Origin of the sequence: Xanthomonas sp. NCPPB 3582 (genome assembly GCF_041475735.2) — a bacterium.
GTDB classification, from domain to species: domain Bacteria; phylum Pseudomonadota; class Gammaproteobacteria; order Xanthomonadales; family Xanthomonadaceae; genus Xanthomonas; species Xanthomonas codiaei.
Genome location: NZ_CM192968.1, coordinates 1,665,353 through 1,680,745, shown reverse-complemented (window position 1 = coordinate 1,680,745; position 15,393 = coordinate 1,665,353). Strand labels below are relative to the sequence as shown.

The 15,393-nt window shown below is 66.6% G+C and carries 17 protein-coding genes; 15 read left to right on the top strand and 2 right to left on the bottom strand.

All coding sequences use genetic code 11. From position 1 onward, the window contains the following. The first annotated feature begins 19 nt into the window (after positions 1 to 19). Together ACCQ05_RS07085 and ACCQ05_RS07080 are read left to right on the top strand one after the other, a co-directional pair. On the top strand, positions 20 to 367 hold the full coding sequence (locus tag ACCQ05_RS07085; RefSeq protein WP_104543573.1) for a hypothetical protein: 348 nt from the start codon (positions 20 to 22) through the stop codon (positions 365 to 367). A gap of 55 nt (positions 368 to 422) precedes the next feature. Next, entirely contained in the window at positions 423 to 1,019 is a 597-nt protein-coding gene (locus tag ACCQ05_RS07080; protein WP_372393345.1) for a DUF1439 domain-containing protein, read from the top strand. Positions 1,020 to 1,127: 108 nt separating this feature from the next. Here ACCQ05_RS07080 and ACCQ05_RS07075 read toward each other — a convergent pair whose 3' ends face one another. Next, positions 1,128 to 1,670 (bottom strand): type 1 glutamine amidotransferase domain-containing protein, encoded by a 543-nt coding sequence (locus ACCQ05_RS07075; RefSeq protein WP_104543500.1) that lies wholly within the window; start codon positions 1,668 to 1,670, stop codon positions 1,128 to 1,130. A gap of 104 nt (positions 1,671 to 1,774) precedes the next feature. Beyond that, positions 1,775 to 2,242, bottom strand: a complete 468-nt coding sequence (locus tag ACCQ05_RS07070) for an SET domain-containing protein (protein ID WP_104543498.1) — start codon at positions 2,240 to 2,242, stop codon at positions 1,775 to 1,777. 174 nt (positions 2,243 to 2,416) lie between these two features. Here ACCQ05_RS07070 and ACCQ05_RS07065 point away from each other — a divergent pair, with 174 nt between their 5' ends. From ACCQ05_RS07065 to ACCQ05_RS07005, 13 genes are all read left to right on the top strand, one after another. Beyond that, positions 2,417 to 2,875, top strand: a complete 459-nt coding sequence (locus tag ACCQ05_RS07065; protein ID WP_104603997.1) for an SUF system Fe-S cluster assembly regulator — start codon at positions 2,417 to 2,419, stop codon at positions 2,873 to 2,875. Positions 2,876 to 2,890: 15 nt separating this feature from the next. Further along, complete coding sequence (sufB, locus tag ACCQ05_RS07060) at positions 2,891 to 4,348, top strand: Fe-S cluster assembly protein SufB (protein WP_228962838.1); 1,458 nt, start codon at positions 2,891 to 2,893, stop codon at positions 4,346 to 4,348. Between the two features lie 109 nt (positions 4,349 to 4,457). Next, complete coding sequence (sufC, locus tag ACCQ05_RS07055) at positions 4,458 to 5,222, top strand: Fe-S cluster assembly ATPase SufC (protein WP_372393344.1); 765 nt, start codon at positions 4,458 to 4,460, stop codon at positions 5,220 to 5,222. Then, positions 5,222 to 6,484: a Fe-S cluster assembly protein SufD gene (gene sufD / locus ACCQ05_RS07050; protein WP_372393343.1), complete on the top strand. Its 1,263-nt coding sequence runs from the start codon at positions 5,222 to 5,224 to the stop codon at positions 6,482 to 6,484. Before sufC ends, sufD begins: the two co-directional genes overlap by 1 nt. Beyond that, positions 6,481 to 7,725: a cysteine desulfurase gene (locus ACCQ05_RS07045; RefSeq protein ID WP_372393342.1), complete on the top strand. Its 1,245-nt coding sequence runs from the start codon at positions 6,481 to 6,483 to the stop codon at positions 7,723 to 7,725. Before sufD ends, ACCQ05_RS07045 begins: the two co-directional genes overlap by 4 nt. A gap of 300 nt (positions 7,726 to 8,025) precedes the next feature. Then, complete coding sequence (locus tag ACCQ05_RS07040) at positions 8,026 to 8,565, top strand: GNAT family N-acetyltransferase (RefSeq protein ID WP_104541914.1); 540 nt, start codon at positions 8,026 to 8,028, stop codon at positions 8,563 to 8,565. After that, positions 8,562 to 8,891, top strand: a complete 330-nt coding sequence (locus ACCQ05_RS07035; protein WP_104541913.1) for a non-heme iron oxygenase ferredoxin subunit — start codon at positions 8,562 to 8,564, stop codon at positions 8,889 to 8,891. The genes ACCQ05_RS07040 and ACCQ05_RS07035 overlap by 4 nt, the downstream gene beginning before the upstream one ends. Before the next feature lie 350 nt (positions 8,892 to 9,241). Beyond that, the gene (locus tag ACCQ05_RS07030) at positions 9,242 to 11,560 is read left to right on the top strand and encodes a TonB-dependent receptor (RefSeq protein ID WP_104541911.1); all 2,319 of its coding nucleotides are present in this window, start codon (positions 9,242 to 9,244) and stop codon (positions 11,558 to 11,560) included. A 48-nt stretch (positions 11,561 to 11,608) separates the two neighbouring features. After that, complete coding sequence (locus ACCQ05_RS07025; protein ID WP_372393341.1) at positions 11,609 to 12,295, top strand: Fe2+-dependent dioxygenase; 687 nt, start codon at positions 11,609 to 11,611, stop codon at positions 12,293 to 12,295. After that, a complete protein-coding gene (locus tag ACCQ05_RS07020) occupies positions 12,288 to 13,034 on the top strand; it encodes a tetratricopeptide repeat protein (protein ID WP_372393340.1) in 747 nt (248 codons plus the stop codon). Before ACCQ05_RS07025 ends, ACCQ05_RS07020 begins: the two co-directional genes overlap by 8 nt. Positions 13,035 to 13,041: 7 nt before the next feature. Further along, positions 13,042 to 13,680, top strand: a complete 639-nt coding sequence (locus ACCQ05_RS07015; protein ID WP_372393339.1) for a PepSY-associated TM helix domain-containing protein — start codon at positions 13,042 to 13,044, stop codon at positions 13,678 to 13,680. Positions 13,681 to 13,700: 20 nt separating this feature from the next. Further along, on the top strand, positions 13,701 to 14,216 hold the full coding sequence (locus ACCQ05_RS07010) for a DUF2271 domain-containing protein (RefSeq protein WP_104541903.1): 516 nt from the start codon (positions 13,701 to 13,703) through the stop codon (positions 14,214 to 14,216). Between the two features lie 163 nt (positions 14,217 to 14,379). Next, positions 14,380 to 15,183, top strand: coding sequence for a DUF4198 domain-containing protein (locus tag ACCQ05_RS07005; RefSeq protein WP_228964582.1), 804 nt, complete (start codon positions 14,380 to 14,382; stop codon positions 15,181 to 15,183). The last annotated feature ends 210 nt before the right edge of the window (positions 15,184 to 15,393 follow it).

The following is a 15,393-nucleotide window of genomic DNA, read 5'->3' as shown; positions in this document are numbered from 1 at the left end:
CGCTGCTGCGCAAGCGCGTATCGATCTGGCCGAAGCAAGCGCCACCGTGCAACGCTATCTGGGCGCCCTGCCCGGCGCCGCACGTGCCGATGCCGATGCACTGTGGACAGGTGGGCGTCCGCCACCGGTGCCTGACGACGCCGTGCTGCGCGCGATGACCGGCATCCAGTCGATGCGCATCAACAACGACCCACCGGTCCTGCTGGACCCGGACAATCCGCAGCGGCGGATCGAAGTGCCGGTACGCATCATCGTGCGCGGCGCATCGGGCACGCAGCAGCTGGTTGGCGCTTATCGCCTGCAGCCGCGCGCAGGCAGCGACACCTGGGAGATCTACTCGGCCACGCTGCAGCCGGTATTGCGCTAACCCGTGGTTCACCGACGCTGGCTAAGGTTGTCTCACCTGTAGCCGGAGTCACTCGATGAAACTGCGTTCGCTTGCCGGATCCGCGCTCGCCCTCGCCTTGGGATTGCCTGCCAGCGGCGCCTGGGCGGCGCCTCAGATCCAGGGACACCAGATCAGCGTGCAGGCCAGCGATCTGCAGCAGTATCTGGGTGGCCGCTTCCCGCAGACGCATGACGCGCTCGGCGGCCTGATCGAAATGACCGTCAGCAACCCGGCGCTGTCGCTGCCGCCGGGCGACCGGATGAAGATGGCCTTCGACCTGGCGGTTGCCACCGCCGGCGCTGCGCCGGCGCCAGTGGGCAATGTCACCTTGACCAGCGCGCTGCGCTACGACGCTGCCAAGCAAGGCTTCTATCTGGACCAACCCAGCATCGACGATTTCCGCCCGGCCAATGCCGGCGCAAAGCTCGACCACAGCACCCGGCAGTTGCTCAATACCTGGCTGGCCGACTATGCGCGCAAGGAGCCGATCTACCGCATCGACCCGGCGATCGCTGCCGCCATGGGCGCGGTGCAGGTGGAGTCGGTGGGAATCCAGAACGGACGCGTGGCCGTCAACTTCAACCAGAACATCGAGCAACTGGTACCGGCAGCGGCGCTATCTGGGAAATAGCCCGCTCGCATCACAGGTGCATCAGGCAGCCCCCCAGGTGCGAGGCAATCAGCGCCTGCACGAAGGCCCGACGCGACAGCGCCGGGCCTTCCCTCATCGGATGCGCAGTTAGGCTGCCAGCGCCTTTGCGACCGCAGCACTGAAGGCAGGAATATCGTCAGGCTTGCGGCTGGTGATCAGCTGGCCGTCCACCACCACTTCCGCGTCCTGCCAACGTGCGCCGGCGTTGCTCAGATCGGTCTTGACCGACGGCCACGACGTGACGTTGCGGTCGCGAACCAGGTCGCTTTCGAGCAACAGCCACGGCCCGTGGCAAATCGCGGCAACCGGCTTGTTCGCCGCGGCGAATGCACGAATGAAGCCGATCGCCTGCTGGTCGGTGCGCAAGGTGTCGGGATTGAGCACGCCGCCGGGGAGTACCAGGGCGTCGTAGTCTTGCGCCGTCGCCTTGTCCAGCCGACGGTCCACCGCCACCGAATCACCCCAATCGGTGTGATTCCAGGCGCGGATCTTGGCCGCATCGCCCGGCGCGATCACCTCGACCTTGGCGCCCCAGGATTCCAGCAGGCGCTTGGGTTCCTGCAGTTCGGATTGTTCGAAGCCGTCGGTGGCCAGCACGGCGACGGTCTTGCCAGAAAGCGAATACGACATGCGGGGCTCCTCACTGAAAGAAGCACGCACCGTAGGCAGCGCGGCGTTGCGCATCCGTGAACCGATGTCTGCGTCGCGTCAGCGCGCAACGCGCCTGCACATGCTCAGCGCTTGGGCTGCAGCATCGTGCCGGTGCAGTTCTTCGAGCCGCAACGGCATTCCCAGATCTTCTTCAGACGCGGCGTATGCCGTTCGCTCAGGGTGATGCCGTAGTTGTAGGTGAGTTCTTCGCCGGGCTTGATGGCGCGCTTGGCCTCGATGAAGATCTTGTCCTTGCTGCGGTCGTCGCCCTCGGCCTCCTCGATCACCGCTTCGCAATTGGGATTGCAGCTGTGGTTGATCCAGCGCGCGACATTGCCTTCGTAGTTCGCATCCAGCACGTAATCGTCGCTGAGCGTAAACAGAAAGGTATGCCCGCTTTCCACATCGCCGGTGTCGTCGGCGTCCACCTCGGCATGCGTGCGCAGGCGCCCCTTGTACTGGATGATGCGCTCGCCCTTGCGGAGCGGGGCGAGGGCGAACATGCCATTGCCGTGGATACGTGACTTGCGGGCGGCAACTTTGCGCGACATGTAAGGGTCCGGTGAGGGGGCCGCCCATTGTGACTGCAGCGCGCCGATGCGCCAAGCACAAGCGCGCCATTGTCGGCAACGGCTGGCCCTTGCCGGCGGCTGAACCGGGCGATTGGCCCTGTCGCGCCCAAAAGAGTACAATTTCGGTCCGCTTTCGGATTTGCCCGCCCGCCCATGTTGCGCGTCACCAAACTCACCGATTACGCCACCGTGGTGCTGACCGTGCTGGCCGCGCGCAGCGAACAGGTGCTCAGTGCCAGCGAGCTGGCCGAGCAGGCCGGCCTGGAAGCGCCGACCGTGAGCAAGATCCTCAAGCCGCTGTCGCAGGCCGGGCTGGTCGAAGGCCTGCGTGGCGTGCATGGTGGGTACCGGCTCGCGCGCGCAGCCAGCGACATCACCCTGGTGGAGATCGTCGAGGCGATGGAAGGCCCGCTGGCGATCACCGAATGCAGCCAGGACCACAGCCAGTGCGGCATCGCCCACACCTGCGGCGTGCGCTCCAACTGGCGCCTGATCAACGACGTGGTGGGCGATGCCCTGCGCCGCGTGACGCTGGCGCAGATGCTGCAGCCCCTCTCCCTCCCTGGCGACAGCCGCCGGCGTTCCATCGCCGCGCGTGTCGCGACCACCTGACCTGTAGGCAGCCCGATGGCCACCGAACTTGCTCCTCCGCAGAATGCGCAGATCCTCGAACGGCTGGGCCGGCGTTACGACGCCGGCTTCGTTACCGAGATCGAATCCGATTCGCTCCCGCCCGGCCTGGACGAAGATGTCATCCGTGCGCTGTCGGCCAAGAAAGACGAGCCGCAGTGGATGACCGACTGGCGCCTGGACGCTTACCGCCATTGGCTGAAGATGCCGATGCCGGAGTGGGCGAAGCTGCAGATCGCACCGATCGATTTCCAGGCGCTGAGCTATTACTCCGCACCCAAGGGCCCGAAGTACGCTTCGCTCGACGAGGTGCCCAAGGAGCTGCTCGACACCTACGACAAGCTCGGCGTGCCGCTGCACGAGCGCGCCAAGCTGGCCGGGGTGGCGGTGGATGCGGTGTTCGATTCGGTCTCGGTCGGCACCACATTCCGCAAGGAACTGGCCGAAAAGGGCGTGATCTTCTGCTCGATGTCCGAGGCCATCAAGGAGCATCCGGAGATCGTCCGGCAGTACCTGGGCAGCGTGGTGCCGGTCGGCGACAACTACTTCGCCGCGCTCAACTCGGCGGTGTTCTCCGATGGCAGCTTCGTGTTCATCCCCAAGGGCGTGCGCTGCCCGATGGAACTGAGCACCTACTTCCGCATCAATGCCGGCCATACCGGGCAGTTCGAGCGCACCTTGATCGTGTGCGAGGACAAGGCCTATGTATCGTATCTGGAAGGCTGCACCGCGCCGATGCGCGATGAGAACCAGCTGCACGCCGCCGTGGTGGAGCTGGTGACGCTGGAAGATGCCGAGATCAAGTACTCCACGGTGCAGAACTGGTACCCGGGCGACGAGGAAGGCCGCGGCGGCATCTACAACTTCGTCACCAAGCGCGCCGAATGCCGTGGCGCGCGCAGCAAGGTGACCTGGACCCAGGTCGAAACCGGCTCGGCGATCACCTGGAAGTATCCCTCGTGCGTGCTGCTCGGCGACGATTCGGTGGGCGAATTCCATTCGGTGGCACTCACCCACCACCGCCAGCAGGCCGATACCGGCACCAAGATGATCCACATCGGCAAGCGCACCAAAAGCAAGATCGTCAGCAAGGGCATCAGCGCCGGGCGCGGCCAGAACACCTACCGCGGCCTGGTCAAGGTGGACCGTAATGCCGATGGCGCGCGCAACTACACCCAGTGCGATTCGCTGTTGATCGGCAAGCAATGCGGCGCGCATACCTTCCCCTATATCGAGGTGAAGAACCCGGGCGCCACCGTCGAGCACGAGGCCACCACCTCCAAGATCAGCGACGACCAGCTGTTCTACTGCCGCGCGCGCGGCATCAGCCAGGAAGATGCGGTGTCGCTGATCGTCGACGGCTTCTGCAAGCAGGTCTTCCGCGAACTGCCGATGGAGTTCGCCGTGGAAGCCAAGAAGCTGCTGGAAGTCTCGCTGGAAGGCAGCGTCGGCTGACGCTGCCTTCGAGAGTCGGCATTAGGGATTGGGGATTCGCAGAACCCCGCACCGATGCCGACCGGCTGACCCGCTTTTACCAATCCCAAATTTCGAATCCCCAATCCCCATGCTCAAGATCACCAACCTCCACGCCAGCATCGCCGGCAAAGACATCCTCAAGGGCCTGTCGCTGGATATCCAACCCGGCCAGGTGCACGCCATCATGGGCCCCAACGGTGCCGGCAAGTCCACGCTGGGCAATGTGCTGGCCGGGCGCGATGGCTATGAGGTCGGCGAAGGCAGCGTGCAGTTCGACGGCAAGGATCTGCTCGACCTGCCGCCGGAAGAGCGCGCCGCCGCCGGCCTGTTCCTGGCCTTCCAGTACCCGGTGGAAATCCCCGGCGTCAACAACACCTATTTCCTGCGCGCCGCGCTCAATGCACAGCGCAAGGCGCGCGGCGAAGACGAGCTGGATTCGATGCAGTTCCTCAAGCTGGTGCGGCAGAAGCTGGCCGTGCTGCATCTGAAGGACGAGCTGCTGCACCGTGGCGTCAACGAAGGTTTCTCCGGCGGCGAAAAGAAGCGCAACGAGATCTTCCAGCTGGCCGTGCTCGAACCCAAGCTCGCCATCCTGGACGAGACCGATTCGGGCCTGGACATCGATGCGCTCAAGAGCGTGGCCGATGGCGTCAACGCCTTGCGCTCGCCGGAGCGCTCGTTCCTGGTGATCACCCACTACCAGCGTTTGCTCGATTACATCAAGCCGGACGTGGTGCACGTGCTGGCCGAAGGCCGCATCGTGCAGAGCGGCGGCCCGGAGCTGGCGCTGGAGCTGGAAAAGCACGGCTACCACTTCCTGAAGGACCGTGTGGTGCCCGAGGTTGCCGCCTGATGAGCGCCTTGCTCGATTCCCTGGCGCGCGGCTTCTGCGGCGACGACAGCCGACGCGTCGAACTCGATGCGGCCCTGCACAGCGGCCTGCCCGGCCCGCGTGCCGAAGCCTGGAAATACACCTCGCTGCGGCAGCTGGAGCGGCGCAGCTTCCAGCCCGCGCCGCTGGTGCCGACGCTGGTCGACGCCGCCGCGCTGGACGAGATTCCCTCGCCGCGCCTGGTATTCGTCAACGGGCGGCCATCGCAGGCGCTGAGCGATCTGTCTAGCTTGCCCGACGGTGTGCAACTGGACACCTTGTCCGCGTCCCTGGCCGAGAACGGCCAGGCGCAGCAACTGCTTGGCCGGCGCTTCGACGGCAGCGACGAGATCTTCGCCCGCCTCAATGCCGCACTGGCCGACGAAGGCGTGCTGGTACAGGTGCAGGATGGCGCGCAGGTCGCGCTGCCGCTGCACCTGGTGTTCGTCAGCGTGGCCGGCGAACACGATCTGGCCTGGCATCACCGGCATTTGATCGCGTTGCGTGCCGGCGCGTCGTTGAACGTGGTCGAGCATCACCTGCATGTCGGCGATGCGGCGCACCTGGCCAACAGCCTGATGCACGTGCACCTGGCGCAGAACGCGGTGTTGTCGCACGCACGCGTGCAGGCCGACAGCGCGCAGGCCACCTCGCTGCTGCGCACCGATGCGGTGCTCGCGCGCGATGCGCGCTACCAGCGCGTGGATCTGGAACTGGGCGCCGGCCTGTCGCGGCACGAACTCAACGTGCGACTGGAAGGCAGCAATGCCCGGCTCACCGCCAACGGCGTGCTGCTGGGTAATGGCCGCCGCCATGTCGACACGCGCCTGGGCATCGAACACATCGCCCGCGATACCGCCTGTGAGCTGCTATGGCGCGGCGTGGGTGCCGATCGCAGCCGCGTGGTCTTCCATGGCGGCATCCGCATCCGTCCCGGCGCCGACGGCACCGATGCGCGGCTGTCCAACAAGAACCTGCTGCTCTCGTCCAATGCCGAAATCGATACCCAGCCGGTGCTGGTGATCGACGCCGATGAAGTGCAGGCCGCGCATGGCGCCACCGTCGGCCAGCTCGACGACAACGCCTTGTTCTACCTGCGCTCGCGCGGCTTGCCGCAGGCGCAGGCGCAGCGCTTGCTGAGCGCCGCGTTCTGCCACGAGCCGTTGCGAGGACTGCCGGACGCGCTGACCGCGGTGCTGGCGCTGCAGCTGGACCGCGCCTTGAATTCGGCGGGCGTGGCATGAGCATGCCGGCCGTTCCGCAGCACGCGGCGCCAGATTGGGACCGCGTGCGCTCCGATTTCCCGCTGCTGATGCGGCAGGTGCACGGCAAGCCGCTGATCTATTTCGACAATGCCAACACCGGGCAGAAGCCGCTCCAGGTGATTGCGGCTACCGACGAGTTCTATCGTCGGCAGAACGCCAACGTCAGCCGTGCAGTGCATGCGCTGGGAACCGAAGCAACCGATGCGTTCGAAGGCGCGCGCAGCAAGCTGGCGCGCTTTCTCAACGTGCGCGCCGACGAGCTGGTGCTGTGCAGCGGCACCACGTTCGCGATCAACCTGGTGGCCTATTCGTGGGCGCTGCCGCGGCTGGGCCCGGGCGATGTGATCCTGGTCTCGCGCATGGAGCACCACGCCAACATCGTGCCGTGGCAGCTGGTGGCCCAGCGTACCGGCGCCAGCATCCGCGTGGCCGAGATCACCCCCGATGGCGCGCTGGATCTGGACGCCCTGCGCAAGGCGATGACGCCCGAGGTCAAGCTGCTGGCCGTCACCCATGTGTCCAACGTATTGGGCACGGTGAATCCGGTGCGCGAGATCTGCCGCGACGCACGCAAGCGCGGCATCGTCACCGTGGTGGACGGTTCGCAGGCGGCGCCGCACCGGCGCATCGACGTGGCCGCGATCGGCTGCGACTTCTACGCCATCACCGGCCACAAGATGTGCGGCCCCACCGGCACCGGTGCGCTGTGGGCGCGCCGGGAGCACCTACAGGCGATGCCGCCATTTTTAGGCGGCGGCGAGATGATCAAGGAAGTCAGCTTCGAGGGCACCGTGTTCAACGAGGCCCCGCACAAGTTCGAAGCCGGCACGCCCAATATCGCCGGCTTCGTGGGCCTGGGTGCGGCAGTGGACTATCTGGACACCCTGGGTCTTGCGCATGTGGAAGCGCGCGAGGCGGAACTGCTGGCGCACTTCACCGAGGAGCTCCAGCGCATCGACGGCCTGCGCATCTTCGGCACCACGCCGGACAAGGCGGCGGTGGTGTCGTTCCTGGTCGAAGGCGCCCACGCGCACGACCTGGCCACCCTGCTCGACCTGGAAGGCGTGGCCATCCGCTCCGGCCAGCACTGTGCGCATCCGCTGCTGCAGTACTACGACGTGGCCGCCACCTGCCGCGCATCGCTGGCGTTCTACAACACCCACGACGAGATCGAGCGGTTTGTTGCTGCCCTGAAGAAGGTGCGGACGCTGCTCGGGTAAGTATTGGACCCTTCAGTTCTCTGCGCCGTTGCAGCTCCCTTCTCCCGCCGGGAGAAGGTGCCCCGAAGGGGCGGATGAGGGCACGCGCGAAGCCTGGCGTTGTTCGACTGCGCGAGCGCTTCGCTCCGTACCCTCACCCCAACCCCTCTCCCGACGGGAGAGGGGCTTGCTCAGCGGATCCTGCGCGCACCGAGCTGACCGGCGTGCATATCTGATGCAGCAGACCAAGCACCAGCGAATCCCGAATCTCGACTCCCGACTCCCGACTCCCGCCCCCCGATTCTCGCTAAACTGCCCCACATGCAGACCACCACCTTCCGCACCGCCACCGTCGATGACATCGACGCCCTTGTCCAGCTGGTGACCTCGGCCTATCGCGGCGACAGCAGCCGTGTGGGGTGGACCACCGAGGCCGATATCCTCGATGGCGCCCGTATCGATCCGGCCGTGCTGCGTCAGGACATCCTGCGCGAGCGTAGCCTGGTGCTGCTGGTCGAGCAGGACGGCCGCCTGCAGGCCTGCGCGCATATCGCCGACGATGACGGCGCCGGGTATTTCGGCATGTTCGCAGTGGATCCCTCGCTCCAGGGCAGCGGGCTGGGCAAGACTCTGCTGGCAGAGGGCGAGCGCATCGTGGCCAGCGAGTGGAAGCTGCCGCTGATCCGCATGAGCGTGATCGACGTGCGGCACGAGCTCATCGCGTTCTACGAACGGCGCGGCTACCGCCGTACCGGTGTCTTCAAGCCGTTCCCCTATGGCGACGAACGGTTCGGCGTGCCATTGCGCCAGGATCTGCGCTTCGAAGTCCTGGAAAAACGCTTCGAGCACGCCACGCCGTGAGCGAAACCTGGACCTTCGTCTGCGCCAGCGACGCACTGCTGCCAGGCGAATTGCAGACCGTCTGGGACGAGGTGACCGACACCCCGATCGTGGTGTTCAACCTCGACGGCGCGTTGTATGCCCTGGAAGACCGCTGCAGCCACGAAGACTACGAGCTGTCGCCCGGCAGCTTCGACCCGGTGGCAGGCACCATCGAATGCCAGCTGCACAGCGCACGGTTCGATATCCGCGACGGCCGCCCGCTGTGCGCGCCCGCCTATACCGCCGTACCCAAGTTTCCCGTCAAGCGCGAACACGACGGCATCTGGACCCGCGACGACCGCTAAACGCGCCGTCGGCCAGACGCAGGCAACGCGACAGGGCGGTGCGCCCGGCCGACGAACGCCGCCTGTCGGGCGGGTTTGCAAAGAAGAATGATTTGCATTTAAGATCGCATTTCTTCAGGCCTTCTTAACAACTGGCCTTCTGCGATCCCATGCACCCAGCCCTGCACAGCCCCTGCTCCACCCCGTCATCGCGCCTGCGCCCGGCGGCGCTGCGCCTTGGCGTACCGGAGGGGCCGCTGCGGCGGCGCACAGCGTCGGGCTAGCCGGCGCGTCCTTTCTGTCGTCATCCCATCCCGCATCCGCCGAGCCGCCGCCAGGCCGGAGCATCGTTTCCTTCTTCGAGACCCTCCATGACTCCCAGGATTTCCCCGCTCGCGTCGGCCGTGCTGTTGACGCTGTCCGCTCCTGCCATCGCCCAGCCCGGCGACGCGCCCGCGCCTCCCGGTGCGGTGGATCTGGATGCGATCCGGGTACAGCAGGAACGCGCGCAAAAACCGTCCTCGCCCAAGTACACCGAGGCGCTGCGCGACACGCCACAGACCATCACCGTGGTCACCAAGCAGACCATGGACCAGCAGAACCTGCTCTCGCTGCGTGACGTGCTCAGCACCCTGCCCGGCATCACCTTCGGTGCCGGCGAAGGCGGCGGCGGCTATGGCGACAGCATCAACCTGCGCGGCTTCACCGCCAGCAGCGATATCACCACCGACGGTGTGCGCGACAGCGCGCAGTACAGCCGCAGCGACACCTTCAACCTCGAGGCAGTGGAGCTGATCAACGGCGCCAACTCGGCGATGTCCGGCGCCGGCTCGGTCGGCGGCAACATCAACCTGGTCACCAAGACCGCCGGCCAGGGCGACTTCACCAACGTGCTGATCGGCGGCGGCAGCGACCGCTACGGCCGCCTTACCGTCGACAGCAACCACGATTTCGACAACGGCACCGCGGTGCGTCTGAACGCCATGGGCCACACCCAGGACGTGCCGGGCCGCAATGAAGAGTTCCGCCACCGCTGGGGCTTTGCGCCGTCGGTCACCTTCGGCCTGGGCTCGGACACGCGCTTCACCCTGAGCTACCTGCACCAGCACGACAACAACCTGCCGCAGTATGGCGTGCCGTTCGCGCTCAGTCCGTTCAACGATGGTCCGTTGCCGGGCGTGGATCCGGAAACCTACTTCGGTTACCGCAACACCTCGCGTCAGGAGATCGACGTGGACATGCTGACCGGGGTGCTGGACATGGATTTCAGCGACACCTTCAAGCTGCGCAGCCTGGCGCGCCTGCAGCGGGTGGACCAGTTCCTCAACGCCACCGCGCTCCAGGGCACCTGGTGCCTGCCCAACGGCACCGATCCGTACACCGGGCGCGCCTGCGTCGGCCAGCCGCCGGCCACCTGGAACCCGAGCAGCGGCCCACGCGGGCTGGTGCGCGATACCGAGAACTTCATCGCGCACAGCCAGACCGACCTGACCGCCACCCTGCACACCGGCGCGATCGAGCACCGGGTGGTCGCCGGCGTGGCGATCAGCAAGGAAGACTTCGAACTGGACAGCGGCACCAGCTTCCGCAATGCCGACGGCTCCACCACCGGCATCACCTATCCGCAGCAGTCCTTCGATAACCCGTACAACATCTGGACCGGCCCGCAGAACTATGTGCGCACCGGCCACAGCAAGGGCAGCCTGACCAATCAGGCCGTCTACCTGTTCGACACGCTGCAGTTCAACGAGCAGTGGTTGCTCAACCTGGGCGGCCGCTATGAACACAATGAAGGCGACAGCACGACCTATACCGTCAATGCCGCCGGTAACGTCACTGGCGTGGCCGCCGGCTTTCCGGCCGGCAATGAGGAAGATCTGTTCTCCTATCGCGCCGGCCTGGTGTTCAAGCCGGTGGACAACGCCAGCCTGTATCTGTCCTACGCCAACAGCAAGACGCCGTCCAAGGCCTCGGTCAACGGCTCGTGCACGCCGATCGCCACCGCCACCGCTGGCGCCAACTGCAATGTGGCGCCGGAAACGGCGGTCAACATCGAGCTGGGCGGCAAGTGGGATGTGCTCAACGAGCGCCTGGCGCTGACTGCAGCGGTGTTCCGCAACGAGCGCCAGAACTACAAGGTCAACAGCGGCGACCCGCTGATCCCCGAGCAGGTGCTGGACGGCAAGGCGCGCGTGGACGGCGTCGCGCTGGGCGCGGCCGGCTACCTGACCGACCGCTGGTCGATCTTCGCCAACTACACCTTCCTGGACAGCGAGGTGCTGCAGAGCGTGTCCAATCGCACCGCCGGCCTCACCGGCGACCCGGTGGCCGGACGCGAGCTGGTGCAGACCCCGCGCAATGCAGGCAACATCTGGACCACCTACACGCTCGACCAGTGGACCTTCGGTTATGGCGTCACCTACCAGGGCGGCTTCTATCCGAACAATGCCTCGACCGCGGCCTACATCAAGACCGACGATTACTGGGTGCATCGCGCGATGGTCGGCCTGCGCGTCAACGAGTGGCTGAGCCTGCAGTTGAACGTCAACAACCTGTTCGACGAGGAGTACTACACCAGCGTGCGCAACAACCTCACCGTCAACGCCGCCGGCACGGTCACTGCAGGCAATGGCTGGGCGATCCCGGGCGAAGGCCGCTCGGCGGTATTGAACGCCACCTTCAGCTTCTGACTCAGCCAGGCGCCATCCGCCCCGTGCGGATGGCGTGGAGACCGCCGCATGTTGTTGCCCATTCCCGATGTCCTCGATGCCGCGCAACTGGGCGCGTTGCGGGCGCGTCTGGACGCGGCCGACTGGGCCGACGGCCGCATCACCGCCGGCCATCAATCCGCGCAGGCCAAGGACAACGCGCAACTGCCCGAAGACAGCCCCATCGCGCGCGATGCCGGCGCGCTGGTGCTGGACGCGCTGTCGCGCAGCAGCACCTTCTTCTCCGCGGCGCTGCCGCGGCGGATCTATCCGCCATTGTTCAATCGCTACAGCGGCGGGCAGTCGTTCGGGTATCACGTGGACAACGCGGTACGTTACGACCGCAGCCGTGGTGGCGCCGAGCCGGTGCGGACCGATGTTTCCGCCACACTGTTCCTCAGCGACCCGGATAGCTACGACGGCGGCGAGCTGGTGATCGAAGACACGTATGGCACGCAATCGGTGAAGCTGCCGGCCGGGCATCTGCTGATCTACCCCGGCACCAGCCTGCACAAGGTCACTCCGGTCACCCGCGGCACGCGTGTGGCCGCCTTCTTCTGGATCCAGAGCATGCTGCGCGACGCCGCCCAACGCCGGCTGTTGTTCGAACTGGACGTCTCGATCCGACGGCTGACGCAGGACACCCCGGGCCATCCGTCGCTGATCCAGCTCACCGGCGTGTACCACAACCTGTTGCGGCAGTGGGCCGATGTCTGAGCCCGCGCTTGACCCCGCACTGCGACGCACGCAGCCCGAGCAGGCCATCGCGGCGCTGCGCAAGGCCGCGGCCGGACAGGACAGCCATGCGCAGCTGTTGCTCGCACAACTGTATGCCGAAGGACGCGGCATCCCGGCCGATCCGGCCATGGCGATGCTGTGGTACGAAGTGGCTGCCAATGCCGGGCAGCCGGCGGCCATGAACCAACTCGGCCGCTGCCACGAACTGGGCTTTGGCACCCCCGTCAACGAAGCGCTGGCCGCGCTGTGGTACCGCCGCGCCGCCGAGCATGGACTGGACTGGGGCATGTACAACCTGGCGCATCTGTACGCCTCCGGGCGCGGCGTGGCACAGGACCAGGCGCAGGCCCTGGCGCTGTATCGCCAGGCCGCCGAACGCGGGCACGCCAAGTCGATGAACTTCCTGGCCCGCTATCTCGACCAGGGCCTGGCCTGCAGTGCCGATCCGCATGCCGCGCGCCACTGGTATCGCCGCTCTGCCGAAGCCGGCGACTTCCGCGGCCAGGCCAGTTACGCCACCTTGCTGGCCGATGCGGGCGCGCTCGATCAGGCCGAGCAGTGGATGCGCCGCGCCATCGCCGGTGGGCATGCCGGCTTCCTGGCCCAGCTGACCGCCCTGCTCGGCAACGCACCGCAGCCGCGCCTGCGCGCACTGCTGGGCGAGGTGGCGGCGCGGCAATCGCGGCTGCAGGCAACCGCCGCCGCGGACCCGGCCTGAGCCCGGCATGTCGCTGCCTGCTTCCGCAATCGCCGGTAACCAGCAACGCCGCGGATTCTGGCTGCGCATGTTGCATCAATGGCACTGGATCAGCTCGGCGCTGTGCCTGATCGGCATGCTGCTGTTCACCATCACCGGGCTGACCCTCAATCACGCTGCGCGGATCGAAGCCAGCCCATCGACCGAGCAACGCACGCTCACCCTGCCAGCGGCATTGTTGAAAACCCTGGGCAGCCGGCAGGACGGCAATGCACCGCTGCCGCCACGCGTGGCGCAGTGGCTGGGGCGCGAACTGGATATCAGCATCGGCACGCGCAGCGGCGAATGGTCGCCGGACGAAGTGTATGTCGCGCTTCCGCGCCCCGGTGGCGATGCCTGGCTGAGCCTGGACCGCGGCACCGGTGCGATCGAGTACGAGCGCACCTCGCGCGGGGCCATCGCCTATCTCAACGACCTGCACAAGGGCCGCAATGCCGGGCCGGCGTGGGGCTGGTTCATCGACGTATTCGCCATCGCCTGCCTGGTGTTCTGCATCACCGGGCTGTTCCTGCTGCATCTGCATGCGCGTCAGCGCCGCATGACCTGGCCGCTGGTCGGCCTGGGCCTGCTGATCCCGCTGCTGCTTGCCCTGCTGTTGATCCACTGACCCTTTCCTTGGAGACGACCATGCGCGCCACCCTGACCATCGCCCTGAGCGGCCTGCTCGCCATGCCGGCGTATGCGGCCACGCTCGATATCAACGTCGAGATCCCCAAGCTCAACGTCGCCGAATACCACCGCCCCTACGTGGCGATCTGGCTGGAAGGCGCCGACCAGAAGGTCGCCGCCAACCTGGCGGTCTGGTATCAGTCCAAGGACACCGCCGAGGGCCACGGCACCAAGTGGTTGCCGGATCTGCGCCAGTGGTGGCGCAAGAGCGGCCGCACGCTGCAGGTGCCGGTCGATGGCGTCACCGGCCCGACCCGCCCGGCTGGCGCGCATGCGCTGTCCTTCAGCGACACCAAGGGCGCATTGAAGTCGCTGCCGGCCGGCCAGTACACGCTGGTGGTGGAGGCCGCGCGCGAAGTGGGCGGCCGCGAACTGGTCAAAGTGCCTTTCACCTGGCCGGCGACAGCGCCGCAAAGCGCCAAGGCCAGCGGCAGCAGCGAACTGGGTGCGATCAGCCTGAGCGCCAAGCCTTGATACCGGGCGTCGGCACGGGGCGGCAGCCGCCCTCATCCCTGCCCCGGCCGGCGCAAACTGCAGCGCGTCTTGCGCATTGTTCATCATCACGCATCCAGCCAGCGCCACAACGCGCGCTGATCAGACACGCGCCCACCGCCTTTCGCATTCTCAAGGAGTTGTCATGCAACGTTCCCTCGTCCTGATCGCCCTGCTCGCCGCAGTGCCGGCCACCGCACTCGCGCACAAGGCCTGGCTGCTGCCCTCGCAGACCGTCATCGCCGGCGAAGCGCCGTGGATCACCGTCGATGCCGCGGTGTCCAACGACCTGTTCTATTTCAACCATGTGCCGCTGCGGCTGGACAACCTCAGCATCACCGCACCCGATGGCAGCGCGCTCAAGCCGGAAAACCCGGCCACCGGCAAATACCGCAGCGTGTTCGACCTGCAGCTCACCCAGCCCGGCACCTACAAGCTCGGCATCGTCAATGCCGGCCTGTTCGCCAGCTGGAAGCAAGACGGCAAGCCCAAGCGCTGGCGCGGCAACGAAGCCAGCTTCGCCACCGAAGTCCCCAAGAACGCGCAGGACCTGCAGGTGTCGCAATCGCTCAGCCGCGTGGAAACCTTCGTCACCCGTGGCGCACCGACCACCACCGTGTTCAAGCCCAGCGGCAAGGGCATCGAGCTGGTGCCGGTCACCCATCCCAACGACCTGGTCGCCGGCGAAGCCGCACAGTTCACCCTGCAACTGGATGGCAAGCCGGCCGCCGGGCTGGAGATCGAGATCGTGCGCGGCGGCACCCGTTACCGCGATGCGCAGAACGAGATCAAGCTCACCACCGATGCCAAGGGCAGTTTCAGCGTGACCTGGCCGGAGCCCGGCATGTATTGGCTGGAAACCAGCAGCGAAGACAGCAAGACCTCGCTGCCGCAGGCCAAGCAGCGTCGCCTGGGCTACGTGGTGACGCTGGAAGTGCTGCCGCAATAAGAGCGGCCGACCACTGCCGCGCAGCCGCCAGGCAGGCGCGGTCGGTGCCCGGAATCGGCGCGTCCCGCGTGCGCTCCGGCTTCTGAGCACCGTCCACATCCACTGGCGACTGCTGGCTACGTTTCTTGGCCGGCAAGTAACGCCAGCGCATGCAACGGTCCTGGAGACGCTCCAGGGCCATTGCACGACGGCGCCGTCGCACCGTCCTGC

Bases quoted from the DNA above. Each gene is read 5' to 3' on its own strand.
- sufB (WP_228962838.1), top strand. From the start codon at position 2,891: ATGGCCACCGAACTTGCTCCTCCGCAGAATGCGCAGATCCTCGAACGG.
- ACCQ05_RS07040 (WP_104541914.1), top strand. From the start codon at position 8,026: ATGCAGACCACCACCTTCCGCACCGCCACCGTCGATGACATCGACGCC.
- sufD (WP_372393343.1), top strand. From the start codon at position 5,222: ATGAGCGCCTTGCTCGATTCCCTGGCGCGCGGCTTCTGCGGCGACGAC.
- ACCQ05_RS07045 (WP_372393342.1), top strand. From the start codon at position 6,481: ATGAGCATGCCGGCCGTTCCGCAGCACGCGGCGCCAGATTGGGACCGC.
- ACCQ05_RS07020 (WP_372393340.1), top strand. From the start codon at position 12,288: ATGTCTGAGCCCGCGCTTGACCCCGCACTGCGACGCACGCAGCCCGAG.
- ACCQ05_RS07010 (WP_104541903.1), top strand. From the start codon at position 13,701: ATGCGCGCCACCCTGACCATCGCCCTGAGCGGCCTGCTCGCCATGCCG.
- ACCQ05_RS07065 (WP_104603997.1), top strand. From the start codon at position 2,417: ATGTTGCGCGTCACCAAACTCACCGATTACGCCACCGTGGTGCTGACC.
- sufC (WP_372393344.1), top strand. From the start codon at position 4,458: ATGCTCAAGATCACCAACCTCCACGCCAGCATCGCCGGCAAAGACATC.
- ACCQ05_RS07005 (WP_228964582.1), top strand. From the start codon at position 14,380: ATGCAACGTTCCCTCGTCCTGATCGCCCTGCTCGCCGCAGTGCCGGCC.
- ACCQ05_RS07075 (WP_104543500.1), bottom strand. From the start codon at position 1,670: ATGTCGTATTCGCTTTCTGGCAAGACCGTCGCCGTGCTGGCCACCGAC.
- ACCQ05_RS07070 (WP_104543498.1), bottom strand. From the start codon at position 2,242: ATGTCGCGCAAAGTTGCCGCCCGCAAGTCACGTATCCACGGCAATGGC.
- ACCQ05_RS07080 (WP_372393345.1), top strand. From the start codon at position 423: ATGAAACTGCGTTCGCTTGCCGGATCCGCGCTCGCCCTCGCCTTGGGA.
- ACCQ05_RS07030 (WP_104541911.1), top strand. From the start codon at position 9,242: ATGACTCCCAGGATTTCCCCGCTCGCGTCGGCCGTGCTGTTGACGCTG.
- ACCQ05_RS07025 (WP_372393341.1), top strand. From the start codon at position 11,609: ATGTTGTTGCCCATTCCCGATGTCCTCGATGCCGCGCAACTGGGCGCG.
- ACCQ05_RS07015 (WP_372393339.1), top strand. From the start codon at position 13,042: ATGTCGCTGCCTGCTTCCGCAATCGCCGGTAACCAGCAACGCCGCGGA.